Source organism: Stenotrophomonas sp. Marseille-Q4652 (assembly GCF_916618915.1).
Classification (GTDB): Bacteria; Pseudomonadota; Gammaproteobacteria; order Xanthomonadales; family Xanthomonadaceae; genus Stenotrophomonas.
Genome location: NZ_CAKAKE010000001.1, coordinates 686240 through 708853 on the forward strand (window position 1 = coordinate 686240; position 22614 = coordinate 708853).

The following is a 22614-nucleotide window of genomic DNA, read 5'->3' on the forward strand; positions in this document are numbered from 1 at the left end:
CGCGCTTACATCTTGCGGACGCGGAAGCGGCGGCCCTTGATCTTGCCCGCTTCCAGCCGCGCGATCGCCTTGCCGGCCTGTTCGCGGCTGATCGCCACGTAGGAGCGGGTCGGGAAGATGTCGATCTTGCCGATCGCCTTGCCCGGCAGCCCGGCCTCGCCGGTCAGCGCGCCGAGGATGTCGCCGGCGCGCAGCTTGTCGGTCTTGCCGCCGTCGATGCGCAGGGTCGACATCGCCGCCTGCGGCAGCACCGCCGGACGTGCGGTGGCCAAGGGGGTCTTCTGCCAGTTCAGCGGCTCGCCCAGCAGCGTTTCGACGGCCTCGGCGCGGTTCTTCTCGCGCCCGGCGACCAGGCTGAAGGCCAGGCCCTGGCGTCCGGCACGGCCGGTACGGCCGACGCGGTGCTTGTAGGTGTCCACGTCGGTCGGCAGCTCGTAGTTGAACACCGCGGCCAGGTCTTCCACGTCCAGCCCGCGCGCGGCCACGTCGCTGGCCACCAGCACGTTGCAGCTGCGGTTGGCGAAGCGGATCAGCACTTCCTCGCGGTCGCGCTGCTCCATGTCGCCGTGCAGGGCCAGCGCGGAGAAACCGAACTGCTGCAGCGAGTTGGTGACCTCGTCCACGTCCTTGCGGGTGTTGCAGAACACCACCGCCGACTCGGGCGTGTACTTGAGCAGCAGCCCGGCCAGTGCCTTCTGGCGGTGGGCCGGTTCGACCTCGCCGAACAGATGGCTGATCGCCGGGGCACTGTGCTGGCCCTCGACGGTGACTTCGGCTGGGTCCTTGAGCAGCGCCCGGGCCAGTTCCCGGATCGCATCGGGGAAGGTCGCCGAGAACAGAAGGGTCTGTCGCTCGGCGTGGGTACGCCCGGCGATCTCGCGGATGGGCTCCTCGAAGCCCATGTCCAGCATGCGGTCGGCCTCGTCCAGCACGAAGCTGCGGACCTGGCCGAGATTCAGCGCGCGCTTGCGCGCCAGCTCCTGCACGCGGCCGGGGGTGCCGACCACGACCACCGGGTCATGCGCTTCCAGCGAGGCCAGCTGCGGGCCCAGCGGGGTGCCACCGGTGAGGATCATCAGCTTCAGGTTGGGGATGCCGGTGGCCAGCTTGCGCAGCTGCTTGCCGACCTGGTCGGCCAGTTCGCGGGTCGGGCACAGCACCAGCGCCTGGGTGCGCAGGTTGGCCGGATCCACGCGGTTGAGCAGGCCCAGGCCGAAAGCGGCGGTCTTGCCGCTGCCGGTGGGGGCCTGTGCGATCAGGTCGCGACCTTCAAGGATGGCCGGCAGGCTCTGGGCCTGGACCGGGGTCATCGTGGTATATCCCAGGGCATCGATGCCGGGGGCGAGGGCTGGGGACAGCGCCAGCGAGCTGAAATCGTTCATGGCGCGATTTTCGCAGGAAACGGGGCTGCCCGTTCACCCGCGGCCGGCGGGGCGGTACCCGCAGCCCGTACAATGGCCGGATGCCCCTGATTACCCTGCAGAACGTCGACTACAGCGTCGGCGGCCCGTTGTTGCTGGAAAAGACCGAACTGACGATCGATCCGGGCGAGCGCATTGCCCTGATCGGCCGCAACGGCGCCGGCAAATCCACCCTGATGAAACTGATCGCCGGCGAGCTCAAGCCCGACGACGGTGAGGTGCGCGTCCAGCAGGGCGTGCGCGTGACCCGGCTCGAGCAGGAAGTGCCGCACGGCGCGGCCGGCAGCGTGTTCGACGTGGTTGCCGATGGCCTGGGCGACCTCGGCCACTGGCTGGCCGAGTTCCATCGCCTCAGCCACGCCGAGGACTACGACGCCCACGCGGTGGGCGAGGTGCAGACCAAGATCGACGCCGCCGATGGCTGGGCGCTGGACCAGCGTGTTTCCGAAACCCTGACCAAGCTCGACCTCGACGGCGACGCCGAGTTCGGCCGGCTGTCCGGTGGCATGAAGCGCCGCGTGCTGCTGGCGCGTGCGCTGGTGTCCTCGCCGGACGTGTTGCTGCTGGACGAGCCGACCAACCACCTGGACATCGAGGCCATTGACTGGCTCGAAGCCTTCCTCAAGGGCTGGAACGGCAGCGTGGTGTTCGTCACCCACGATCGCCGCTTCCTGCGCGCGCTGGCCACCCGCATCGTCGAGATCGACCGTGGCCAGGTCACCAGCTGGCCGGGCGACTGGGCCAACTACGAGCGCCGCCGCGAGGAACGTCTCAACGCGCAGGCGCAGGAAAACGCCCGTTTCGACAAGCTGCTGGCGCAGGAAGAGGTGTGGATCCGCCAGGGCATCAAGGCCCGCCGTACCCGCGACGAAGGCCGCGTGCGTCGGCTCAAGGCGATGCGCAACGAGCGCAGCCAGCGCCGCGAGCTGGGCGGCAACGTGCGCATGGAGGCCGCCACCGCCGAGAATTCCGGCAAGAAGGTGATCGAGGCCAGGGACGTGTCCTTCGCCTTCGGCGAGCGGGTGATGGTGCGTGACTTTTCCACGCTGGTCATGCGTGGCGACCGCATCGGGCTGATCGGTCCCAACGGCAGCGGCAAGACCACGTTGCTCAAGCTGCTGCTGGGTGACCTGAAGCCCGACAAGGGCGAGATCATCACCGGCACCAAGCTGCAGATCGCCTATTTCGACCAGTACCGCGCCACCCTGCGCGAGGACTGGAGCGCGATCGAGAACGTGGCCGAGGGCCAGGATTTCCTCGAGATCAACGGCAAACGCAAGCACGTGCATGCCTACCTGCAGGATTTCATGTTCACCCCCGAGCGCGCCCGCGCGCCGATCACCCGCCTGTCCGGCGGCGAGCGCAACCGCCTGCTGCTGGCCAAGCTGTTCGCCCAGCCGTCCAACCTGCTGGTGATGGACGAACCGACCAACGACCTGGACGTGGAGACGCTGGAGCTGCTCGAAGAGCTGCTGGCCGATTACCCCGGCACGCTGCTGCTGGTCAGCCATGACCGTGACTTCATCGACAACGTCGTGACCTCGACCATGGTGATGGAAGGCAACGGCCGCATCGGCGAGTACATCGGCGGCTACAGCGACTGGGTGCGCCAGCGTCCGACCATGCCGCCCAGCGCCGCCGCAGTGGCCAAGGCCTCGGCGACCGCGGTTCCGGCCGCTGCACCAGCGGCTGCGGCCCCGGCCACCCCGGCGCCAGCCAAGCGCAAGCTCAGCTTCAAGGACGCCCGCGAGCTGGAGCAACTGCCGGGCCGGATCGAAGCGCTGGAGCAGGAGATCGAGGCCATGACCGCGGCCATGAACGATCCGGCATTCTTCAGCCGGCCCAGCACCGAGGTGACCGCCCACACCCAGCAGCTGGCCAAGGTCCAGGCCGAACTGGATGCAGCCTACGCGCGCTGGCAGGAACTGGACAGCTGACGGGCTTGCCCGTGCCGGATGATGCCGTCCATGCTCGGCGGCATCACTGGCAGCAGGAGTCCGCGATGCGTATTTGCCGACTGGGCATGCTTGCCGCGCTGGTCGTGGCAGTGCCCGCGCAGGCCGAGGTCAAGGATTCCTCGGCCTCGGGTTTCAGCATCGAGAACAGCGTCTTGGTGGCCACGCCGCGGGACCGCGTGTGGCAGGCGATGACCGGCCAGGTCGACCGCTGGTGGCCGAAGGACCACAGCTGGTGGGGGCCGGCGTCGACACTGGGCATCGACGCCCGTGCCGGTGGCTGCTTCTGCGAGATCGCCGGCGCACGGCAGGCCCAGCACCTGCAGGTCAGCTTCGTCGACCCCGGCACCACCCTGCGCATGCTCGGCGGGCTGGGGCCGCTGCAGGGCATGGGCTTGCACGGCGTGGCCGAATGGACGCTGCGTGCCGAAGGCGAGGGCACGCGCATCACCTGGACCTATCGCGTCGGCGGCTACACCCCGCAGGACCTGTCCACGTTCGCACCGGTCGTGGACCGGGTGCAGGCGCAGCAGCTCGATGGGCTGCTGCGCTTCCTCGCTCAGCCCTGAGTGGCGTCGGCCACGCCCAGGTCGGGCAGGGCCAGGAATGCCCAGAACGGCACGTCGTCCTCGGCCCAGCTGGCCGAGGCTTCCTGCAGCACGTCCAGCAATGTGTCGAAGTCGGTGCCGGCATGCTCGCGCAGCGGGCCGGCATCCTCGAACAGCAGCGCGTAGCCTCGGCCGGGCAGCCAGGACAGGTCGCGCAGGTTCTCGCTCAACGCATCCCAGTTGCGGCCGGTGCCGGCCGGGAAATCCAGCTGGGTGGCCAGGCGTGCCAACAGCGTGCGCTTGTCCTGGCAGCCGCCCAGGTCGATGCGGACCACGCGCAGCCCGGCATCGCGCGCCATCGCCGCCAGTCCGCCGGCATCACCATCGCCAATGGCGTAGACGCCGGCGCGCTGCGGATCATCCAGGCCCATGTCGAAGCCGCTATCGGTCATTGCACGCTCCCCGGGACCTTGAAGCTGCGGAAGGTGTCGTAATGGTCATCGGTGTAGTACCAGACATCCGGCGGCTGGCCACCGGTGACGATGCGGCGTGCGCCGCGGTGCGACAGCCCCGGCGTTTCCACCGTGTATTCGCGGTAATAGCCGCGCGGGCGCTGCGGCAGGCGCTGCTCGCGGTTGCCGAAAACGCTGCCGTCCTGGCGGTGCGGGAACGGCCCGCCGCGCTTGATCAGGGTGATGGTCTGGCGCGCCTCGGCCGGCAGGAAGGCAGGCAGCGTGTCGCGGGCGGTGGCCGTCGGCGCTGCAGCCGGTGCAGCCTCCACGGCGGCAGTTCCCTGCGAAAGGGCAGGGGCAAACTGCGGTGCGGGTGGGCGCTGCAGCTCGTTGATGCCCCACAGGCCAGCGGCCAGCAGGACGGCGGCAAACAACAGCAACAAGGGTCTGCGCATGGACAACGGTTCCAACGGGTCAAGCCCCTGATTATCACCGCGCAGGCCAGGGCTGCTTGAACGGGAGTGGTGTCCCGGTCCCGGTTGGTGCCTCGGCGATGCCGACGGGACGAACTTTCCTTTACATCGCCCTTGGTAACTTCAGTTGCCGTCCCTACCATTGATGGTTGCAACGCCCGGATTCCGCCGGGCGATCGGACCACCAGGAGATCCTCATGGCCTACACCCTGCCCAAGCTGTCCTACGCCTACGACGCACTTGAGCCGCACATCGACGCGGCCACGATGGAAATCCATCACACCAAGCACCACCAGACCTACATCAACAACGTCAACGCCGCGCTGGAAGGCACCGAGTACGCCGACCTGCCGGTCGACGAACTGGTGTCCAGGCTGAAGTCGCTGCCGGAGAACCTGCAGGGCCCGGTGCGCAACAACGGCGGCGGCCATGCCAACCACAGCCTGTTCTGGACCGTGATGTCGCCCAATGGCGGCGGCGAGCCCACCGGCGGCGTGGCCAAGGCCATCGAGACCGACCTGGGTGGCTTCGAGAAGTTCAAGGACGCCTTCACCAAGGCGGCGCTGACCCGTTTCGGCAGCGGCTGGGCGTGGTTGAGCGTGACCCCGGACAAGAAGGTGGTGGTCGAGTCGACCGCCAACCAGGACAGCCCGCTGATGGAAGGCAACACCCCGATCCTGGGCCTGGACGTGTGGGAACATGCCTACTACCTGAAGTACCAGAACCGTCGCCCGGAATACATCGGCGCCTTCTTCAACGTCGTCGACTGGAACGAGGTCGAGCGCCGGTACCAGGCTGCCATTGCCTGATCGGTTCGATCACAGTGCAGTACGAGGAAGCCGGGCATTGCCCGGCTTCTTTTTGTCCGTCAGGGCGAGGCCGCGACCTTCTGCGCCAGCTGTAGGGTCATCAGTACCCCCAGTGGCAGTGCCGGGCCGGTTGCGCTGGCAGGCAGTTCGATCATCTCCAGCGCAACTGCGGGAAAGCGATCGGGCTGGTAGAGCACGCCCTGGGCCAGTGGCAGGCGCGCGCTGTCCGCCGCAGCGTGGCGACTGGAGCGGAAGCCCGGCAGGCGGCTTTCCAGTTCCCTCGCCCGGGTACTGAAGTCGCCGGCGATCACCGAGGGAAAGCCGCCGTCGGTGGCGCGGATCCATGCCATCAGGTCCTTGGTCTGGTGGGCGCGGCGCTCTCCTGCTTCAGCGCCCGGAGGCAGGCGGGCGACATAGACGTTGACCGTCTCGGCACCTGCCTGCACGCGCAGCATCCCGGCGGCACTGAACTCGTCTGGCGGGTGCAGCAGGGTCACCCCGTCCTCGATCACCGGGATGCGGCTGAGGATGGCGTTGCCGCGCCGCCGCGGATGGCTGGGCGGGTCGGCGGTGACGAAGTCGCAACTGTAGCGCAGGCGCTTGGCCAGCCAGCAGGCGGGATTGAGCCGGTCGGGGGTCTGCAGCAGCTCCTGGGCAGCGATCACGTCGGGCTGGAGCTGGTCCAGCAGTTCGCGGACCTCCTCGCGCCGGTCCAGCCACTGCTGCGGGTCGGCGGGCAGGCGCAGGCTGGCGACCCGCAGGCTGGCCGTGGGGGCGGGTGGAGCAGGGGGCGTAGGCAGGTTCCCGGAATGCACGACCGGAAGCATCGGCAACAGCAGCACCACCCATCCCCAGCGCAACAGCGGGTGTCTTCTGGCCACGGACATGACCGCAGTCTAGGTAGCCCCCTGTCGAGGAGGCGTGGATGGGGCCGAGCGGGTGGAGCCGGCGGCGCAACCGGCCCGACGGCCGGCAGGGAGGGCTGCGGTGCCCGGATGCGGTAGTCTTTCCCCCTTTGTACGACAGGATCGCCATCAAGATGACGAACACCGCCGGGGCCGCGAGCGCACCCAACCAGGCAAGGATGCCCCGCCAGATTCCCTACATCATCGGCAACGAAGCCTGCGAACGCTTCAGCTTCTACGGGATGCGCAACATCCTGGTGCAGTTCCTGATCACCTCGCTGATCCTGCAGGAGGTGACCGACTCCGCCCGCGCCGGCGAAGCCAAGGACATCATGCACAGCTTCATGATCGGCGTGTATTTCTTCCCGCTGCTCGGTGGCTGGCTGGCCGACAAGTTCTTCGGCAAGTACCACACCATCCTCTGGTTCTCGCTGGTCTACTGCGCCGGCCACGCCTGTCTGGCGATCTTCGAGGACAGCCGCCAGGGCTTCTTCCTTGGCCTGGGCCTGATCGCGCTGGGCGCCGGCGGCATCAAGCCGCTGGTGGCCTCGTTCATGGGCGACCAGTTCGACCAGTCGAACAAGCACCTGGCCAGGATCGTCTTCGACGCTTTCTACTGGATCATCAACTTCGGCTCGCTGTTTGCCTCGCTGCTGATCCCGCTGGCGCTGAAGAACCTAGGCCCGGCCTGGGCGTTTGGCATCCCCGGCATCCTGATGTTCATTGCCACCTTCGTGTTCTGGCTGGGGCGCAGGAAGTACGTGCTGGTGCCGCTGCCGCCGAAGGATCCCGACTCGTTCGGCAACGTAGTGCGCACCGCGCTGCTGGCGCAGCGCCCGGGGCAGGGCCGTCCCGGCCTGTGGATGGCGGTCGCCGGCATCGTCGCGGCGGTGGCCTCGATGGCCCTGGTGCCGCAGCTGGGCATCGTGATCTGCCTGTGCATCGCGCTGGTGCTGGTGCTGGCCGGCCTCGGCGGCGGCACCATGATGCAGCTCGACCGCGCCCGCGGCGTGCATCCGGAGGAGGCGGTGGAAGGCGTGCGCTCGGTGCTCAAGGTGCTGGTGATCTTCGCCCTGACCACCCCGTTCTTCTCGCTGTTCGACCAGAAGGCCTCGACCTGGGTGCTGCAGGGCCAGCAGATGTCCATGCCCTCGTGGTTCACCGCCTCGCAGATGCAGGCGCTGAACCCGGCGCTGGTGATGATCCTGATCCCGTTCAACAACCTGGTGCTGTACCCGTGGCTGTGCCGACGGGGCTGGGAGCCGACCGCGCTGCGGCGCATGACCGCCGGCATCGCCTTCTCCGGCCTGGCGTGGATCGTCGTCGGTGGCATCCAGGTGGTGATGGATGGGGGCAATGCCATGTCCATCTTCTGGCAGATCCTGCCGTATGCGTTGCTGACCTTCGGCGAGGTGCTGGTCTCCGCCACCGGCCTTGAGTTTGCCTACAGCCAGGCGCCGCAGGCGATGAAGGGCGTGGTGATGAGTTTCTGGAACCTGACCACCACCATCGGCAACCTGTGGGTGCTGCTGTCCAACGCGGCCGTGCGCAACGGCACGGTCACCGAGAAGATCGCCAGTACCGGTTTGAGCGAGGCGGCGTTCCTGATGTTCTTCTTTGCCGGCTTTGCGTTCGTGGCGGCCCTGGCCTTTGGCCTGTACGCCAAGCGCTATCGCATGGTCGACAACTACCGCGCGGTGGCCTGAGCATGGAATCGCCCGTGACCTGGATCCTGATCGCCATCACCGGCCTGGTGTCGTGGATGGCGTTCAACAACCGCAAGCTGGCCGACCGCCTGATCCTGTGGCCGCCGGCCATCGACCGGCACCGCCAGTACGACCGGCTGGTGACCTACGGCTTCATCCATGCCGACTTCGCGCACCTGCTGTTCAACATGATCACGCTGTACTTCTTCGGTCGGCTGATCGAGCGGATCATGGTGCAGGTCACCGGCAGCCTGCTGACCTATCCGGCGTTCTACCTGGCCGCCCTGGTGGTCTCGATCCTGCCCAGCTACCTGCGCAACCAGAAGAACCCGAACTACCTCAGCCTGGGCGCGTCCGGCGCAGTGTCGGCGGTGCTGTTCGCCTTCATCCTGGTTTCGCCGTGGTCGCTGATCTTCGTGTTCTTCATCCCGGCGCCGGCCATCCTGTACGCCGTGTTCTACGTCGGCTACAGCATCTGGATGGACCGCCGTGGCGGTGACCGCATCAACCACAGCGCGCACCTGGCCGGTGCCGCGTTCGGCGTGCTCTTCATGGTGATGATGGAACCGAGGGTGCTGCAGATCTTCATGCAGGAGCTGATGAACCCGCGCTTCGGGCTCTGAGCCTGCCGGCGGACGGTGTCCGCCCGGGGCCGGCCTTGCGCCGTCCCCTTCCATCAGGTTCCGGCGCAAGGCCGGAACCGCGCAGTTCAGGCCGCGAAGGCGTTGCTGAAGCGGCTGGCCTGGCCAGTGGTGTAGGTGTCGAGCAGGCGCGAGTAGACCTCGCTGTCGATCTGCTTGAACTCGTAGCCGTCGGTGTCGCCGGAGATCGCCAGCTGGAACAGGCCTTCCAGCAGGGAGGCGTCGTGGTCGGTGGCGGGATGGGCGTGGTCGATGTGGGTCATGGCGTCGCTCCGGGAATGCGGGACTCCTGAACGGTCACGCAAACCTCATGCCAACTTTTCCTGCCTGCGTGCGCAGATGTATTGCCCATTGAACCCGGGCCCCGGCGGCACCAAGTGACGCTGCGCGTCGCCTTGCGTCAGCGCCCGGCTTCACGCGGCCAATGCCGGGCGCTCCGCACACTGCGCCCGACTCCAGCGACTACGCCATGACCATTCCAGCCGTTTCCCACATCGAACACGAGCCCCGCCAGTCCCGGTTCATTGCCCGGGTCGAGGGCGAGCAGGCCGTGCTCGAGTACGGAAAGCAGGCAGGGCGCCTGACGATCACCCACACCCGGGTGCCGGCGGCGATCGAAGGTCGGGGCGTGGCCGGGGCGCTGACCCGGGCGGCGTTGGAATACGCCCGGGCGCAGCACCTCAAGGTGGTGCCGGAGTGCGCTTATGCGGCGGCTTTCGTCCAGCGTCACGGCGAATACGCGGATCTGGTGGAACGGTAATCGGACAACTCCGGCGAGGCTGCGGCCGCGCACGGCACAGGGGAACAGGGAGCAGGAAATGGCAAGGCAGGGATTGTGGGTAGGGATGCTGGCGGTACTGGTGCTGGCCGGCTGCAAGCGCGATGCAGAGCCGGTGGCGGCCGGAAGCCCGGACACGGCCCCGGCTCCGGAGGCAGCGACCGGTGCTGATCGGCCGCCGCGGCTCGACGACGTGATCGAGACCAACTCGCGCTACATCATCGGCATCAGTTACCCGCCGGCGGCGGCCAAGTATCCGGGCCTGGCCCGCGAACTGGTGGCCTACGCCGAGGCGGCCAGGGCCGAACTGCTGCAGTCGCTGGAATCGCTGGGCAACGACAGCCCGACCGCGCCCTACGAATTGTCGCTGAGCTTCGAGCTGCCGGTGGACAGCGCGCGGATCGTGGCCGCCACCGCCGATGGCAGCCGCTACACCGGGGGCGCCCATGGCGAGCCGCTGGTGGCCCGGTTCGTGTGGCTGCCGCAGAGCGAGGAGATGCTGCGGGCCGAACGCCTGATCCCCGATGCGGAAGGCTGGCAGGGGGTGGGTGAGTACATCGCCGAGCATCTGCGCCAGGACGTGGCCCAGCGGGCCCGCGCCGAGGGACTGGACGAGACCGGCCAGCGCGAGATGGTGCGCGAGGCCAGCCGCATGATCGAGGAAGGCACCGCCGCCGAGGCCGCCAACTTCTCCCAGTTCCAGCCGCTGCTGGGTGCCGACGGGCGCATCAGCGCGATCCGCTTTGTTTTCCCTCCCTACCAGGTCGGGCCATACTCCGACGGCACGCAGACCGTGGACGTGCCGGCGGCTGTGTTGTTGCCCTACGTGGCACCCGAATACCGGGAGCTCTTTGCGGCGCGCTGACGCGATGAAAACGCAGGAGGGGACGTGGACCTGGGGCTGCAGCGACGCGTGGTTGCCTTGCTGGGGGAGGCCGATGTCACCGTAGGTGGCAGCCGGCCGCAGGATATCGTCGTACACGATCCACATTTTTACGGACGGGTACTGGCCCAGGGCTCTCTGGGCCTGGGCGAAAGCTACATGGATGGCTGTGGGATGCGGTCGAACTGGACGCCTTCCTCCACCAGCTGATGCACGCACGCATCGACCAGCGTGTGCATGGACTTGGGGACGTGGTCGATGCCGTCAAGGCGCGGTTGTTCAACCTGCAGACCGGCAGCGGCAGCTTCGAGGTGGGACGGCGCCACTATGACCTCGGCAACGACCTCTACCAGGCCATGCTCGGCCAGCGCATGGTCTACAGCTGCGGATACTGGCCGCAGGCCAGCGACCTGGACGCGGCGCAGGAAGCCAAGCTCGACCTGATCTGCCGAAAGCTGCAGTTGCGTCCGGGCCAGCGCATCCTCGACATCGGTTGTGGCTGGGGCGAGGCGCTGAAGTTCGCCGCCGAGCGCTATGGCGTGGAAGGCGTGGGCGTCACCATTTCCGCCGAGCAGGCCGGATACGCGCGACAGCTGTGCGCCGGGCTGCCGGTGGAGATCCGGCTGCAGGATTACCGCGAGGTGGACGAGCGCTTCGACGCCATCCTGTCGGTGGGTATGTTCGAGCACGTCGGCGACAAGAACTACCGCGCGTACTTCGAGATGGCGCGCCGCTGCATGGCCGATGACGGCCTGTTCCTGCTGCACACCATCGGGACCAATGTCTCGCGCCACCGCACCGACCCGTGGATCGCGCGCTACATCTTCCCCAACTCGATGCTGCCGTCGGTTGCGCAGATCGCCACCGCCAGCGAGGGCCTGTTCGTGCTGGAGGACTGGCACAACTTCGGCACCGACTACGACCTGACCCTGCAGGCATGGCGCGACAACATCGAGGCGGCCTGGGGCCGGCTGGATGGCGAGCGCTATGACGAGCGCTTCCGCCGCATGTGGCGCTTCTACCTGGCCGGCTCGATGGCGACCTTCCGCAGCCGCCGCGCCCAGCTCTGGCAGCTGGTGCTGTCGCCGCGCGGCGTGCCCGGCGGCTACATCGCCCCGCGCTGAGCCTGGACGGCAAAAAAAAGACCGCCCGGCATGCCGGGCGGTCTTCGTTTCGTGGAGGGCTGGCGCTTAGTTGCCGGCGCCGGTCAGCCCACGCTTCTCCAGCAGCGGTTCGATCTGCGGCTCGTGGCCGGCGAAATCACGGAACAGCTGCATGGCGTCGACGCTGCCGCCGCGCGACAGCAGGGTCTGGCGGAAGCGGTCGCCGTTGGCACGGCTCAACCCGCCGTTGTCGCGGAACCACTTCTGGGTGTTGGCGTCCAGCACCTCGGACCAGATGTAGGCGTAGTAACCGGCCGAGTAGCCGCCCATGATGTGGCTGAAGTAGGTGGTGCGGTAACGCGGCGGCACCGGGGCGTAGTAGATGCCCGAGTCTTCCAGCGCCTTGCGCTCGAACGCCAGTACGTCCTTGGCTTCGGGCACCTGGTCGGCACTGATCTGGTGCCAGCGCTGGTCGAGCAGGGCCGCGCCCAGGTACTCGGTGGTCATGAAGCCCTGGTTGAACTTGGCCGCGGCGATGACCTTGTCCAGCAGCGCCTGCGGCATCGCCGCACCGGTCTGGTAGTGCTTGGCGTAGTTGGCCAGGATGGTCGGCTCGTCGGCCCACATCTCGTTGACCTGCGACGGGAATTCCACGAAGTCACGCGGCACCGAGGTGCCCGAGAACGTCGGGTACTTCACGTTGGAGAACATGCCATGCAGGGCGTGGCCAAACTCGTGGAAGGTGGTGGTCACCTCGTCCCAGGTCAGCAGGGTCGGCTGGCCGGCCGGCGGCTTGGGGATGTTGAGGTGGTTGGCCACCACCGGCAGGTCGCCGGTCAGCTCGGACTGGCTGACGTAGGAGTTCATCCACGCACCACCACGCTTGGAAGCGCGGGCATACGGGTCGAAGATGAAGATCGCCAGCTGGCTGCCGTCCTCGTTGAACACGTCGTAGACGGTCACGTCCGGGTGGTAGACCGGCAGGTCGATGCGCTGCTTGAAGCTCAGGCCGAATTCCTTGCCGGCGGCGAAGAACACGCCGTCTTCCAGCACCGACTTCATCTCGAAGTACGGCTTGAGCTGCGACTCGTCGAAGTTGTACTTGGCCTGGCGCACCTTCTCGCTGTAGAAGGCCCAGTCCCACGGCTCGAGCTTGAAGGTCGGCTTGCCGGCGGCCTTCTGCTCGGCATCGATCATCGCCTGCAGGTCGGCGGCTTCGCGCTTGGCGTTGGCCACGGCGGCCGGGGCCAGCTGGCCCAGCATCCCGTTGACCGCTTCGGGGGTCTTGGCGGTCTGGTTGCCCAGGCCGTAGGACGCGAAGTTCGGGTGGCCCATCAGCGCGGCCTTCTCGGCACGCAGCTTCATGATGCGCGACACCAGCGCGGTGTTGTCGTACTCGCCACCCTTGGAGCCGCGGCTGATCGAGGCTTCGTAGATCTTCCTGCGCAGGTCGCGGTTGGTCAGGTTGGTCAGCGCCGGCTGGCCGGTGGTGTTGAGCAGGGCGATGACGTACTTGCCGTCCAAGTTGCGCGCCTTGGCGGCTTCAGCGGCGGCAGCGATCTGCTCGGCCGACAGGCCGTCCAGGTCCTTGGCGTCGTCGACCACGATGTAGGACGCATTGACCTCGGCCAGCACGTTCTGGCTGAACTTGGTGCCCAGCTCGGCCAGCTCGGCGTTCATCGCCTTCATCTTCGCCTTGTCCGCGTCGGAGAGCTTGGCGCCTGCGCGGACCAGGTTGTCGTAATAACGCTCGACCAGACGCACGCCTTCGGCGTCCAGGCCCAGCTTGTCACGGCTGTTGTAGAGGGTCTCCACGCGCTTGAACAGCTCCCCGTTGAGGTTGATGGCATCGCTGTGGGCGGCGAACTTGGCCGAGTACTCGGCCTGCAGCTTCTTGCGGGCGTCGTTGGTGTCGGCGCCGCTGAGCGAGAAGAACACGGTGGTGGCGCGGTCGAGGATGGCGCCGCTCTTCTCCATCGCGATGATGGTGTTCTCGAAGGTCGGCTTGGCCTTGTTGTTGGCGATCGCCTCGACTTCCTCCATCTGCTGCTTCATGCCGGCGTCGAAGGCCGGGGCGAAGTCGCTGTCCTGGATCTTGTCGAACTGGGGGTAGTGCAGCGGCAGCGGGCTCTCGCTGAAGAACGGGTTGGCCGAGGCCGGTGTGGCGGCAGGGGCGGCCGCGGCGGCAACCGGGTTGGCGAAGGCGGGCGCGGTCGCGCCGAGGGCGACGGCCAGGGCAAGGGCAAGGCGGGTGGTCAAGGCAGACTCCTTGGTGGACAGAACCTCCGAAGGCTACCTGAAGCGGCCGTAGGACCGCGTGTGACGAAAGGCACGCGACAGCGCGCCGCTTCCGCAGGCCGTCGATTCCGGCCGGGCGGCGCGCCGGGAGGGCAGGGAGGGCAGGGTGGCTTATGCTCGGCGGCCATCTGGAGGTGCCATGAGCCGGATCTACGAATTCAGTTACCACAACGGTGCCAGCGTGCAGCATCCGCTGTCAGCCCATCGCGGCCAGGCCATGCTGCTTGTCAACGTGGCCTCGCGTTGTGGCTTCACCCCGTAGTACGCCGGATTGCAGGCGCTGTGGCAGCAGTACCGCGAGCGCGGCCTGGTCGTCATCGGCTTTCCCTGCAACCAGTTCGGCCAGCAGGAGCCGGGTGGGGACGATGCGATCATGGCGTTCTGCGCGCTGGACTACGGGGTGGACTTCCCGCTGTCGCGCAAGATCGAGGTCAATGGCGCCAACGCCGATCCGCTGTGGCAATGGTTGCAGCGCGAGAAGCGCGGCGTGCTCGGCAGCGCGCGGATCAAGTGGAACTTCACCAAGTTCCTGGTCGGTCCCGACGGAACCGTGGTGGCGCGTTATGCGCCCAGTACCGGGCCCGAGGCCCTGCGGGCCGACATCGAGCGCGTTCTGGGCTGAAAACAGGACGGGCCGGCCCGCAAGGGCCGACCCGTCGTATGCGGAATACGGCGCGCTTATTTCTCGACGAAGGCGCGCTCGAACACGTAGTGGCCGGGCTGGCCAATGCGGGAGGACACCTGGAAGCCGCGTGCGTCCAGCACGCTGCGCAGGTCGGCCAGCATCTGCGGGCTGCCGCAGATCATGGCGCGGTCATTCTCCGGGTTGAGTTCGGACAGGCCGAGGGTGCGCTGCATCTCCCCGGTTTCCAGCAGGGTGGTCAGGCGGCCCTGGTTCGGGAACGGTTCGCGGGTGACCGCCGGGTAGTACAGCAGCTTGTCGCGGATCATCTCGCCGAGGAACTCGTGCTGCGGCAGTTCCTTCTCGAAGTACTCGCGGTAGGCAAGGTCCTTCTCGAAGCGCACGCCATGCGTGAGGATCACCTTGTCGAAGCGCTCGTAGGTTTCCGGGTCCTTGATGACCGACAGCCACGGCGCCAGGCCGGTGCCGGTACCCAGCAGATACAGGTGCCTGCCCGGGTGCAGGTCGGAAATCAGCAGGGTACCGGTGGGCTTCTTGCCGACCAGCACCTTGTCGCCGGGCTTGATGTGCTGCAGGCGCGAGGTCAGCGGGCCGTCCTGGACCTTGATGCTGAAGAACTCCAGGTTCTCCTCCCAGTTGGCGCTGGCGATGGAATAGGCGCGCAGCAGCGGGCGGGCCTCCGTCTCCAGGCCGATCATCACGAACTGGCCGTTCTCGAAGCGGAAACCGCTGTCACGGGTGGTGGTGAAGCTGAAGTACGCGTCGGTCCAGTGGCGGACCTCGAGCACCGTTTCGGCGCCAAAAGCAGAAGACATGCCGTGGTTCGTATGGGGGAATGGACCGTCACATTCTAGCTGACCGGCCCTGTTTGAGAGTGAATCGCATTGCGTGTGCCGCCTCAGCGATAGCCCGCCGCCTGCAGTTCAAACAGCTCGGCATAGCGGCCGCCGGCGGCCATCAGTTCCTCGTGGGTACCGCTGGCTTCGATCCGGCCCTGTTCCAGCACCAGGATGCGGTCGGCCATGCGCACCGAGGAGAAACGGTGCGAGATCAGCACTGCGGTCCGGTTGTCCGACAGCTCCTTGAAGCGCTGGAACACCTCGAACTCGCTGCGTGCATCCAGCGCGGCAGTGGGCTCGTCGAGGATCATCACCTGCGCATCGCGCATGTAGGCGCGGGCAATGGCGATCTTCTGCCACTGGCCACCGGAAAGGTCCACGCCGGTCTTGAAGCGGCGCCCGATCAGCTGGTCATAGCCGCCGGGCAGTGATCCGATCACCTCGTCGGCCATCGCCCGGCGCGCAGCCTCGCGGATGCGCGCCTGGTCGTCCATTGCCTCGACCAGGCCGACGCCGATGTTCTCCCCGGCGGTCAGGTGGTAGCGCACGAAGTCCTGGAAGATCACGCCCATGTTGGCGCGCAGGTCGTCCAGGTCGTAGTCGCGCAAGTCGCGGCCATCGAGCAGGATACGGCCCTCGTCCGGGTCGTAGAGCCGGGCCAGCAGCTTGACCAGGGTGGTCTTGCCGGCGCCGTTCTCGCCGACCAGGGCCAGCACCTCGCCGGCATGCAGCTCGAAGCTGAGGTGGCGCACGGCCCAGCGCTCGGCGTCGGGATAGCGGAAGCCCACGTCCTCGAACACGAAGCCCTGGCGGATCGGGCGGGGGACCGGCAGCGGGTTGGCCGGGCTGTGGATCTCCGGCTCGATGGCGAAGAAGGAGAACAGGTCGTCCAGGTACAGCGCCTGGCTGGCGACCTGCGAGAACCCGACCAGCAGACCCTCGAGGAGCTGGCGCAGGCGCTGGAAGCTGCCGGCCAGGAAGGTCAGGTCGCCGATGGAGAAATCACCGCGCACCGTGCGCCAGGCGATGTAGGCGTAGGCGGCGTAGTAGCCCAGCGTGCCGAGCGCGGCCAGCAGGGTGCCCCAGGCTGCGCGCCGGCGGGCCAGCGAGCGGTTGGCCAGGTAGAACTTCGTTGCCAGCGTGCGGTAGCGCTCGATCAGGAACGGATGGAGGTTGAAGATCTTCACCTCCTTGGCGCTCTCGACGCTGGCACCGGTCTGGCGCAGGTATTCGAGCTGGCGGCGCTCGGGCGTCCACTGGAAGTTGAGCGAATAGCCCAGCGCGTTGAAGTGCGACTCGCCGATGAAGGCCGGCACCAGGGCCACGGCCAGCAGCACGATCAGCCACGGGGCGTACACCACCAGACCGACGGCCAGGCTGGCCACGGTGATCGCGTCCTGCACCTGGCCAAACAGCTGGCTCATCAGGTTCATGCGGCCCATGGTCTGGCGCCGCGCGCGGTCCAGCTTGTCCTGGACGTCGGCGTCCTCGAAGTCCTCCAGGTCCAGCTCGGCAGCATGCTCCATCAGCCGGATCGAGCTGGCATTGGTGAACAGCTCCGACAGCAGGCCATCGGCGTAGCTGACCAGCCGGCCGAGCAGGTCGGCGGCCACGGCCAGGCCCAGCTCCAGTGCCAGCAGGCCGAGCAGGGGCGACAGCAGGCCGCTGGAAATCGCCTGTTCCAGCGGCGGGAAGGTGCCCGGCAGGCCGGCCAGCCGCACCGCCTCGTCGATGATCAGCTTGCCGACGTACAGCATCGCCAGCGGCAGCAGCGAGCGGATCAGGCGCAGGCCGAGGCTGAGCAGGGTCAGTCCGGGACTGGTCTTCCAGATCATCCGCAGGAACGGCGGCACGTTGCGCATCGCCCGGAAGCGCTCGCGCAGGCTGGGGCTGGATTGGGCGGGGGCGGGACCTGGGCGGCTGGGCATGGCTGGGTGAGGTGGCGGTCGCCTGAAGGCTAGCGCCGGCCCGGTGAGAGGATGGTGGTCAACGCAGCGGGCCTTCCGGCGGCGGTGGCTCGTTGGACTGCAGCGCCACCGGCAGGTGCCAACCGTACTTCATCGCCATCACCCGCAGGCCGAAGCACAGCAGCGCACCGCCCACCGTGCAGACCACGGCCGGCAGGTGCAGCCACGCGCCCCCGGCCACCACGGCCGCCCCGGCCAGCGCGGCCACGGCGTACAGCTCGGCCTGCAGCACCAGCGGTACCCGTGCCATCAGCACGTCGCGGGCAATGCCGCCGCCGATGCCCGAGAGCATGCCCAGCGCGGCCGCCATCGGCGGGTCGATGCCGTGGGCCAGCGCCTTTTCCGTGCCGGTCACCGCGAACAGCGCCAGGCCCATCGCGTCGAACATCCGCACCGGATACTGCAATCGCTCGATCAGCGGCGCCCAGTAGAAGGTGACGACGCCCGCCACCAGGGTGGTGGCGGGATAGCGCCAGTCGCTGATCGCGGCCACCGGGGTGGCGCCGATCAGCACGTCGCGGGTCATGCCCCCGGCCACCGCGGCGGCGAAGGACAGGACCAGCACGCCGAAGATGTCCAGCTTGCGGCGCACGCCCAGGGTGGCGCCGCTCAGGGCGAAGGCGAAGGTTCCGACCAGGTCGAGGACGAGGATGAAGGTCTGCATGCAGGCATTGTCGCCGCCGCCCGCAACCACGGCCAGCGACTGGTTGATAGTGGCGGTCTATGGCTGCAATCGCTCGATTGGAGGGCGTGATGGGTGCGTGAGGAGTAGAATTGCGCGGTTACCCACCGCTAGCCAGGTTTAGCCCGCTGTGAGCCAGTCCAACCCCACCCGCGACCCCAGCCTGCCGGTTTCGATCAAGCAGGAAGACCTGATCCAGTCCATTGCCGACGCCCTGCAGTACATCTCCTATTACCACCCGGTCGACTACATCAAGAACCTTGCCGCCGCCTACGAGCGCGAGGAATCGCCGGCCGCCAAGGAGGCCATGGCGCAGATCCTGATCAACTCGCGCATGTGCGCCGAGGGCCACCGCCCGATCTGCCAGGACACCGGCATCGTCACCGTGTTCCTCGAGATCGGCATGAACGTGCGCTGGGACGACGCCACCATGGGTGTCGAGGATATGGCCAACGAGGGCATCCGCCGCGCCTACAACCACCCGGACAACAAGCTGCGCGCCTCGGTGCTGGCTGATCCGGCCGGCAAGCGCCAGAACACGAAGGACAACACTCCGGGCGTGGTCAACGTCAAGGTCGTGCCGGGCAAGACTGTGGAAGTGATCGTGGCCGCCAAGGGCGGTGGTTCGGAAGCCAAGAGCAAGTTCGCCATGCTCAACCCGTCGGACTCGATCGTCGACTGGGTGCTCAAGACCGTGCCGACGATGGGCGCCGGCTGGTGCCCGCCGGGCATGCTCGGCATCGGCATCGGCGGCACCGCCGAAAAGGCGATGCTGCTGGCCAAGGAAGCGCTGATGGAGCCGATCGACATCAACGACCTCAAGGCCCGGGGCCCGTCCAACCGTGCCGAGGAGCTGCGCCTGGAGCTGTATGAAAAGGTCAACGCGCTGGGCATCGGTGCCCAGGGCCTGGGCGGCCTGACTACGGTGCTGGACATCAAGGTCAAGGATTACCCGACCCACGCGGCCAACCTGCCGGTGGCGATGATCCCCAACTGCGCCGCCACCCGCCACGCCCACTTCACCCTGGACGGCAGCGGCCCGGTGATGCTGGACCCGCCGTCGCTGGAAGACTGGCCGAAGCTGACCTACGACGCCTCCAAGGGCACCCGAGTCAACCTCGACACCGTGACCCCGGAAGAGGTGGCTTCGTGGAAGCCGGGCCAGACCCTGCTGCTCAACGGCAAGCTGCTCACCGGCCGCGACGCCGCGCACAAGCGCATGGTCGACATGCTCAACCGTGGCGAGGAGCTGCCAGTCAGCCTGAAGGGCCGTTTCATCTACTACGTCGGCCCGGTCGATCCGGTGCGTGACGAGGTCGTCGGCCCGGCCGGCCCGACCACCGCCACCCGCATGGACAAGTTCACCGAGCAGGTGCTCGAGCAGACCGGCCTGCTGGGCATGGTCGGCAAGGCCGAGCGCGGCCCGGCCGCGATCGAGGCAATCAGGAAGCACAGGTCTGCCTACCTGATGGCCGTCGGTGGTTCGGCCTACCTGGTGTCCAAGGCGATCAAGGCGGCCAGGGTCGTCGGCTTCGCTGACCTGGGCATGGAGGCGATCTACGAGTTCGAGGTCCAGGACATGCCGGTGACCGTGGCCGTGGATTCCACTGGCGAGTCGGTACACAAGACCGGCCCGCGCGAGTGGCAGGCCCGCATCGGCAAGATCCCGGTGGTCGTGGAATAAGCCTACGCAGCTGATCCGACGCAACGGCCCGGGCTATGCTCGGGCCGTTGTCGTTCAAGGAGATCGCCCATGCGCCTGCCTGCGATGCTGCTGTCGACCCTGCTGCTGGCCGGTTGCGCCCACGGTGGTCCTGGCATTCCCCGCAATGATCCCGCAGCCTGCGTGGAGTACTGCCAGGCCCGCTACCAGGCGTGCAATGCCAATCCCAAGGGCTTTGGTGATTGCGGCGCCGACAGCCGCCGCAACCAGTGCGACAGCATCAACGATCCGGAACTGCGCGGCGCCTGCCAGACCTCGCAGGCGTTCTGCCAGAACCGCTCGGCGGCAGCGGTGTGCGGGGAAAGGCTCAACAGCTGCATGGCCAGCTGCAACTGAGTCATTGTCCCGGCACCGGCATTCCGGTGGCTAGAATGCGGCCTCATCCTGCTGGGAGAGGCCCATGTCCGTCGTCCTGTATGGATCGCAAAGCACTGCCTCGCTGGTCGTGCACTGGCTGCTGATCGAGCTGGGCATCGAGCACGAACTCCGCCAGCTGGATTTCGACCGGCGCGAGCAGAAGTCGCCGGAGTACCTGGCGCTCAATCCGGTCGGCCGCGTGCCGACGCTGGTGATCGATGGCCAAGTGCTGACCGAGTCGGCGGCCATCGCCATGCACCTGGCCGACCTGCATCCGCAGGCCGGACTGGCGCCAGCGCCGGGCACGCCGGCGCGCGGTGACTACTACCGCTGGATGTGCTTCTGCGTCTATACGCTGATGCCGGCCTACCGCGCATGGTTCTACCCGCACGAGCCGGCCGGCGAGGCGAACATCGCCGTGGTCAAGGAGCGCGCCCGGGCCCAGCTCGAAGCTGCCTGGCAGCAAATGGCCGACCACCTGGCCACCCACGGTCCTTATGTGCTGGGTCACCCGCTGTCGGCGGTGGACTTCGTCCTGACCATGCTGATGCGCTGGAGCCGGAACATGCCGCGGCCGACCGACAGCTGGCCGAGCCTGCTTGCGCATGCGCAACGGATGAAGGCGCGGCCGTCGTTTGCCGAGGTCTACCGGCGCGAGGGCATCAGCGACTGGACGTGAGCCCGGTCGCCGGCCTCAGAACCAATCCAGCAGCGATACGCCCACGCCGACGTAGGTCGCCTTGTGGTTGTAGTCGATCATGCTCTCGCCATAGCCGTCGAACACCTGCACGTGGCCACGCAGCAGCTTGCTGAGCGGGAAGCCGTAATCGAGCTGCAGCGCACCGTGCGAGCGGTCGCCGCCGCGCAGCGAATGACGGGCCATCAGCGCCAGCGCGTGGCCGTCCTTGTTCCAGGTCACGGTGACGTCGCCGCGTCCCATGTAGTCGGCGATGTCCGGGTTGTTGTCGTCCCCACCGCTTTCCGGCACGCGGTACCAGGGACGCAGCATGATCGCCCAGTTGTCGCGGTCCAGCCCGACGTTGAGGATCACGCGGTTCCAGCTGCGCGACAACGGGTCTGAGCGGCCATTGGACTGGTGGTTGAGGTGGATCGCGGTCATGCGCCCGTTCCAGCCGAACAGCGAATAGCCGTTGCGGAAGGCCAGCATCAGCTCTGGCTCGTAGTTGGTCTCGCGGAACGGGCGCGACAGCTCGCTGTTGTAGGCCTGCCAGCGCGAGCTCTGGGTATAGCCAGCCCAGATGTCCCCGTTGGAGCCGAACAGGTTCTCGGCCAGCTTGGTCTTGAAGCTCAGCTGGAACTTGAGTTCGGTGCTGCCGAGGTCTTCGGGCACATCCACCGAGTTGCGCGGATTGGGCGACTGCGGCATCTGGTTGGGCTTGCTGCTCCAGTACGCGGGCAGCAGGTAGACCGGCTTGTAGGCACGCAGCTGGAAGGTCCCCAGCTTTGAGTCCTTGGCCAGTTCCCAGCGGCTGTCCAGCAGCGAGCCCTTGCCGGCGTTGGCGGCTACAGCGCGCAGCTCGTCGTGGGCGAACAGCTCTGGGCGGCGCTGCTCCTCCCGCGTTTCGGACATGGCCTGCTTTTCAGCCTTTATCGCCTGCGAGGCGACCGAGGCCGCCAGGTCAGCGGTCTTCGTATCGTTGGCTACACGTCCTAGCGCGGCGTCATAACAGGCCAGGCGCAGGGCGTCGGAATCCAGCGCGAGGCAGGCTTCGGGAGATGCGGGGGTAGGCAGGGCCTCCTGCGCGGCCACGGCAAGCGGAAGCGAAAGCAGGGAAAACGATATGGCATCGCGCAGAAGGTTGCGGTGCATGGGTAGTCCGTTCGAGGGCAGGGCCGCAGGGCAGCAGGAATCGTTCAATGTCCGGCAACGGAAGTCAAAGCCGCGCCAAGACGGCTCAGAAAAACCACGCGAAGGCAAACACGCCCAGCATCGTCACCACCAGCGCGGCCTTGCATGCCAGTCCCAGCAGGATGCCAAGCCAGGTGCCCAGCCCGACCCGGGTGGCGTGGCCAAGCTGGCGACCGTGCAGGTACTCGCCAACCAGGGCGCCCAGCAGCGGCCCGAGGAACAATCCCCAGGGCATGAAGAACAGGCCGGCCACGGTGCCGACCGCCGTACCCCAGAGGGCCCTGCTGCTGGCACCGACCCGTTTGGCGCCGACGACCGTGGCCAGCAGGTCGACGACGAAGGAGAACAGGGTGAGCAATGCCAGCAGCACCAGCGGCAGCCAGCCCACGTGCTCGAAACCGTCTGCCCAGGCTGCGAGCAGCAGGCCGGCGAACACCAGCGGGATGCCCGGAAGGGCGGGAAGCAGGACCCCGGCGATGCCCGCGAGCACCATCAGGACGGCCAGCAGGTACAAGATGAATGAATGGTCCATGGGGCGCAGTATGGGTGTCTAAGGGGTCT

At 67.4% G+C, this 22614-nt stretch carries 21 protein-coding genes and 2 pseudogenes; 12 read left to right on the forward strand and 11 right to left on the reverse strand.

Annotated elements, in window-relative coordinates:
- Positions 1–5 precede the first annotated feature (5 nt).
- On the reverse strand, positions 6–1382 hold the full coding sequence (dbpA, locus tag LG380_RS03165; protein ID WP_225763575.1) for an ATP-dependent RNA helicase DbpA: 1377 nt from the start codon (positions 1380–1382) through the stop codon (positions 6–8).
- Between the two features lie 80 nt (positions 1383–1462).
- Between dbpA and LG380_RS03170 the strand changes: the two genes are divergently transcribed.
- Both LG380_RS03170 and LG380_RS03175 read left to right on the forward strand, forming a co-directional pair.
- Positions 1463–3358, forward strand: a complete 1896-nt coding sequence (locus tag LG380_RS03170; RefSeq protein ID WP_225763576.1) for an ATP-binding cassette domain-containing protein — start codon at positions 1463–1465, stop codon at positions 3356–3358.
- A gap of 65 nt (positions 3359–3423) precedes the next feature.
- Positions 3424–3945: an SRPBCC domain-containing protein gene (locus LG380_RS03175; protein WP_225763577.1), complete on the forward strand. Its 522-nt coding sequence runs from the start codon at positions 3424–3426 to the stop codon at positions 3943–3945.
- Here LG380_RS03175 and LG380_RS03180 read toward each other — a convergent pair.
- Complete coding sequence (locus LG380_RS03180; protein ID WP_225763578.1) at positions 3936–4376, reverse strand: barstar family protein; 441 nt, start codon at positions 4374–4376, stop codon at positions 3936–3938. The two genes, LG380_RS03175 and LG380_RS03180, sit on opposite strands and share 10 nt — an antisense overlap.
- Positions 4373–4831, reverse strand: coding sequence for a ribonuclease domain-containing protein (locus LG380_RS03185; protein WP_225763579.1), 459 nt, complete (start codon positions 4829–4831; stop codon positions 4373–4375). Before LG380_RS03185 ends, LG380_RS03180 begins: the two co-directional genes overlap by 4 nt.
- 215 nt (positions 4832–5046) lie before the next feature.
- On the opposite strand from LG380_RS03185, the gene LG380_RS03190 reads away from it, so the two are divergent.
- Positions 5047–5658, forward strand: a complete 612-nt coding sequence (locus LG380_RS03190; protein WP_225763580.1) for a superoxide dismutase — start codon at positions 5047–5049, stop codon at positions 5656–5658.
- Between the two features lie 59 nt (positions 5659–5717).
- Here LG380_RS03190 and LG380_RS03195 read toward each other — a convergent pair whose 3' ends face one another.
- A complete protein-coding gene (locus LG380_RS03195) occupies positions 5718–6545 on the reverse strand; it encodes an endonuclease/exonuclease/phosphatase family protein (protein ID WP_225763581.1) in 828 nt (275 codons plus the stop codon).
- Between the two features lie 152 nt (positions 6546–6697).
- On the opposite strand from LG380_RS03195, the gene LG380_RS03200 reads away from it, so the two are divergent.
- Together LG380_RS03200 and LG380_RS03205 are read left to right on the forward strand one after the other, a co-directional pair.
- Positions 6698–8269: an oligopeptide:H+ symporter gene (locus LG380_RS03200; RefSeq protein ID WP_225763582.1), complete on the forward strand. Its 1572-nt coding sequence runs from the start codon at positions 6698–6700 to the stop codon at positions 8267–8269.
- Positions 8270–8271: 2 nt separating this feature from the next.
- Positions 8272–8892: a rhomboid family intramembrane serine protease gene (locus tag LG380_RS03205; RefSeq protein ID WP_225763583.1), complete on the forward strand. Its 621-nt coding sequence runs from the start codon at positions 8272–8274 to the stop codon at positions 8890–8892.
- An 86-nt stretch (positions 8893–8978) separates the two neighbouring features.
- On the opposite strand, the gene LG380_RS03210 is transcribed toward LG380_RS03205, so the two are convergent.
- Positions 8979–9173, reverse strand: a complete 195-nt coding sequence (locus LG380_RS03210) for a hypothetical protein (RefSeq protein WP_225763584.1) — start codon at positions 9171–9173, stop codon at positions 8979–8981.
- Positions 9174–9379: 206 nt separating this feature from the next.
- Here LG380_RS03210 and LG380_RS03215 point away from each other — a divergent pair, with 206 nt between their 5' ends.
- The 3 genes and pseudogenes from LG380_RS03215 (at position 9380) to cfa (ending at position 11695) form a co-directional block, all read left to right on the forward strand.
- Positions 9380–9670: a GNAT family N-acetyltransferase gene (locus LG380_RS03215; protein ID WP_225763585.1), complete on the forward strand. Its 291-nt coding sequence runs from the start codon at positions 9380–9382 to the stop codon at positions 9668–9670.
- Positions 9671–9728: 58 nt separating this feature from the next.
- Positions 9729–10553: a DUF3298 and DUF4163 domain-containing protein gene (locus tag LG380_RS03220; protein WP_225763586.1), complete on the forward strand. Its 825-nt coding sequence runs from the start codon at positions 9729–9731 to the stop codon at positions 10551–10553.
- A 24-nt stretch (positions 10554–10577) separates the two neighbouring features.
- Positions 10578–11695, forward strand: a pseudogene (gene cfa, locus LG380_RS03225) (cyclopropane fatty acyl phospholipid synthase).
- Between the two features lie 66 nt (positions 11696–11761).
- Here cfa and LG380_RS03230 read toward each other — a convergent pair.
- Complete coding sequence (locus LG380_RS03230) at positions 11762–13933, reverse strand: M3 family metallopeptidase (RefSeq protein WP_225763587.1); 2172 nt, start codon at positions 13931–13933, stop codon at positions 11762–11764.
- Between the two features lie 178 nt (positions 13934–14111).
- Here LG380_RS03230 and LG380_RS03235 point away from each other — a divergent pair.
- A pseudogene (locus LG380_RS03235) lies at positions 14112–14594 on the forward strand (glutathione peroxidase).
- Positions 14595–14650: 56 nt separating this feature from the next.
- Here the strand turns inward: LG380_RS03235 and LG380_RS03240 are convergent.
- The 3 genes from LG380_RS03240 to LG380_RS03250 all read right to left on the reverse strand — a co-directional run bounded on the left by LG380_RS03240 (position 14651) and on the right by LG380_RS03250 (position 18085).
- Positions 14651–15430 carry a ferredoxin--NADP reductase gene (locus LG380_RS03240; protein ID WP_225763588.1) on the reverse strand — a complete coding sequence of 260 codons (780 nt, stop codon included), beginning with the start codon at positions 15428–15430 and terminating at the stop codon, positions 14651–14653.
- A gap of 83 nt (positions 15431–15513) precedes the next feature.
- Positions 15514–17382, reverse strand: a complete 1869-nt coding sequence (locus LG380_RS03245; RefSeq protein ID WP_225763589.1) for an ABC transporter ATP-binding protein — start codon at positions 17380–17382, stop codon at positions 15514–15516.
- A 58-nt stretch (positions 17383–17440) separates the two neighbouring features.
- Positions 17441–18085, reverse strand: coding sequence for a trimeric intracellular cation channel family protein (locus tag LG380_RS03250; protein WP_225763590.1), 645 nt, complete (start codon positions 18083–18085; stop codon positions 17441–17443).
- A gap of 181 nt (positions 18086–18266) precedes the next feature.
- On the opposite strand from LG380_RS03250, the gene LG380_RS03255 reads away from it, so the two are divergent.
- From LG380_RS03255 to LG380_RS03265, 3 genes are all read left to right on the forward strand, one after another.
- Positions 18267–19787, forward strand: coding sequence for a fumarate hydratase (locus LG380_RS03255; RefSeq protein ID WP_225766427.1), 1521 nt, complete (start codon positions 18267–18269; stop codon positions 19785–19787).
- A 69-nt stretch (positions 19788–19856) separates the two neighbouring features.
- Positions 19857–20162 (forward strand): hypothetical protein, encoded by a 306-nt coding sequence (locus LG380_RS03260; protein ID WP_225763591.1) that lies wholly within the window; start codon positions 19857–19859, stop codon positions 20160–20162.
- A gap of 64 nt (positions 20163–20226) precedes the next feature.
- Positions 20227–20862 (forward strand): glutathione S-transferase family protein, encoded by a 636-nt coding sequence (locus LG380_RS03265; protein ID WP_225763592.1) that lies wholly within the window; start codon positions 20227–20229, stop codon positions 20860–20862.
- A gap of 15 nt (positions 20863–20877) precedes the next feature.
- On the opposite strand, the gene LG380_RS03270 is transcribed toward LG380_RS03265, so the two are convergent.
- Together LG380_RS03270 and LG380_RS03275 are read right to left on the reverse strand one after the other, a co-directional pair.
- A complete protein-coding gene (locus tag LG380_RS03270; protein ID WP_225763593.1) occupies positions 20878–22014 on the reverse strand; it encodes a phospholipase A in 1137 nt (378 codons plus the stop codon).
- An 85-nt stretch (positions 22015–22099) separates the two neighbouring features.
- A complete protein-coding gene (locus LG380_RS03275; protein WP_225763594.1) occupies positions 22100–22585 on the reverse strand; it encodes a DUF456 domain-containing protein in 486 nt (161 codons plus the stop codon).
- Positions 22586–22614 lie beyond the last annotated feature (29 nt).

Excerpts from the sequence above, each read along its gene's own strand:
- dbpA (WP_225763575.1), bottom strand. The coding sequence starts at position 1,382 with ATGAACGATTTCAGCTCGCTGGCGCTGTCCCCAGCCCTCGCCCCCGGC.
- LG380_RS03170 (WP_225763576.1), top strand. The coding sequence starts at position 1,463 with ATGCCCCTGATTACCCTGCAGAACGTCGACTACAGCGTCGGCGGCCCG.
- LG380_RS03175 (WP_225763577.1), top strand. The coding sequence starts at position 3,424 with ATGCGTATTTGCCGACTGGGCATGCTTGCCGCGCTGGTCGTGGCAGTG.
- LG380_RS03180 (WP_225763578.1), bottom strand. The coding sequence starts at position 4,376 with ATGACCGATAGCGGCTTCGACATGGGCCTGGATGATCCGCAGCGCGCC.
- LG380_RS03185 (WP_225763579.1), bottom strand. The coding sequence starts at position 4,831 with ATGCGCAGACCCTTGTTGCTGTTGTTTGCCGCCGTCCTGCTGGCCGCT.
- LG380_RS03190 (WP_225763580.1), top strand. The coding sequence starts at position 5,047 with ATGGCCTACACCCTGCCCAAGCTGTCCTACGCCTACGACGCACTTGAG.
- LG380_RS03195 (WP_225763581.1), bottom strand. The coding sequence starts at position 6,545 with ATGTCCGTGGCCAGAAGACACCCGCTGTTGCGCTGGGGATGGGTGGTG.
- LG380_RS03200 (WP_225763582.1), top strand. The coding sequence starts at position 6,698 with ATGACGAACACCGCCGGGGCCGCGAGCGCACCCAACCAGGCAAGGATG.
- LG380_RS03205 (WP_225763583.1), top strand. The coding sequence starts at position 8,272 with ATGGAATCGCCCGTGACCTGGATCCTGATCGCCATCACCGGCCTGGTG.
- LG380_RS03210 (WP_225763584.1), bottom strand. The coding sequence starts at position 9,173 with ATGACCCACATCGACCACGCCCATCCCGCCACCGACCACGACGCCTCC.
- LG380_RS03215 (WP_225763585.1), top strand. The coding sequence starts at position 9,380 with ATGACCATTCCAGCCGTTTCCCACATCGAACACGAGCCCCGCCAGTCC.
- LG380_RS03220 (WP_225763586.1), top strand. The coding sequence starts at position 9,729 with ATGGCAAGGCAGGGATTGTGGGTAGGGATGCTGGCGGTACTGGTGCTG.
- LG380_RS03240 (WP_225763588.1), bottom strand. The coding sequence starts at position 15,430 with ATGTCTTCTGCTTTTGGCGCCGAAACGGTGCTCGAGGTCCGCCACTGG.
- LG380_RS03245 (WP_225763589.1), bottom strand. The coding sequence starts at position 17,382 with ATGCCCAGCCGCCCAGGTCCCGCCCCCGCCCAATCCAGCCCCAGCCTG.
- LG380_RS03250 (WP_225763590.1), bottom strand. The coding sequence starts at position 18,085 with ATGCAGACCTTCATCCTCGTCCTCGACCTGGTCGGAACCTTCGCCTTC.
- LG380_RS03260 (WP_225763591.1), top strand. The coding sequence starts at position 19,857 with ATGCGCCTGCCTGCGATGCTGCTGTCGACCCTGCTGCTGGCCGGTTGC.
- LG380_RS03265 (WP_225763592.1), top strand. The coding sequence starts at position 20,227 with ATGTCCGTCGTCCTGTATGGATCGCAAAGCACTGCCTCGCTGGTCGTG.
- LG380_RS03270 (WP_225763593.1), bottom strand. The coding sequence starts at position 22,014 with ATGCACCGCAACCTTCTGCGCGATGCCATATCGTTTTCCCTGCTTTCG.
- LG380_RS03275 (WP_225763594.1), bottom strand. The coding sequence starts at position 22,585 with ATGGACCATTCATTCATCTTGTACCTGCTGGCCGTCCTGATGGTGCTC.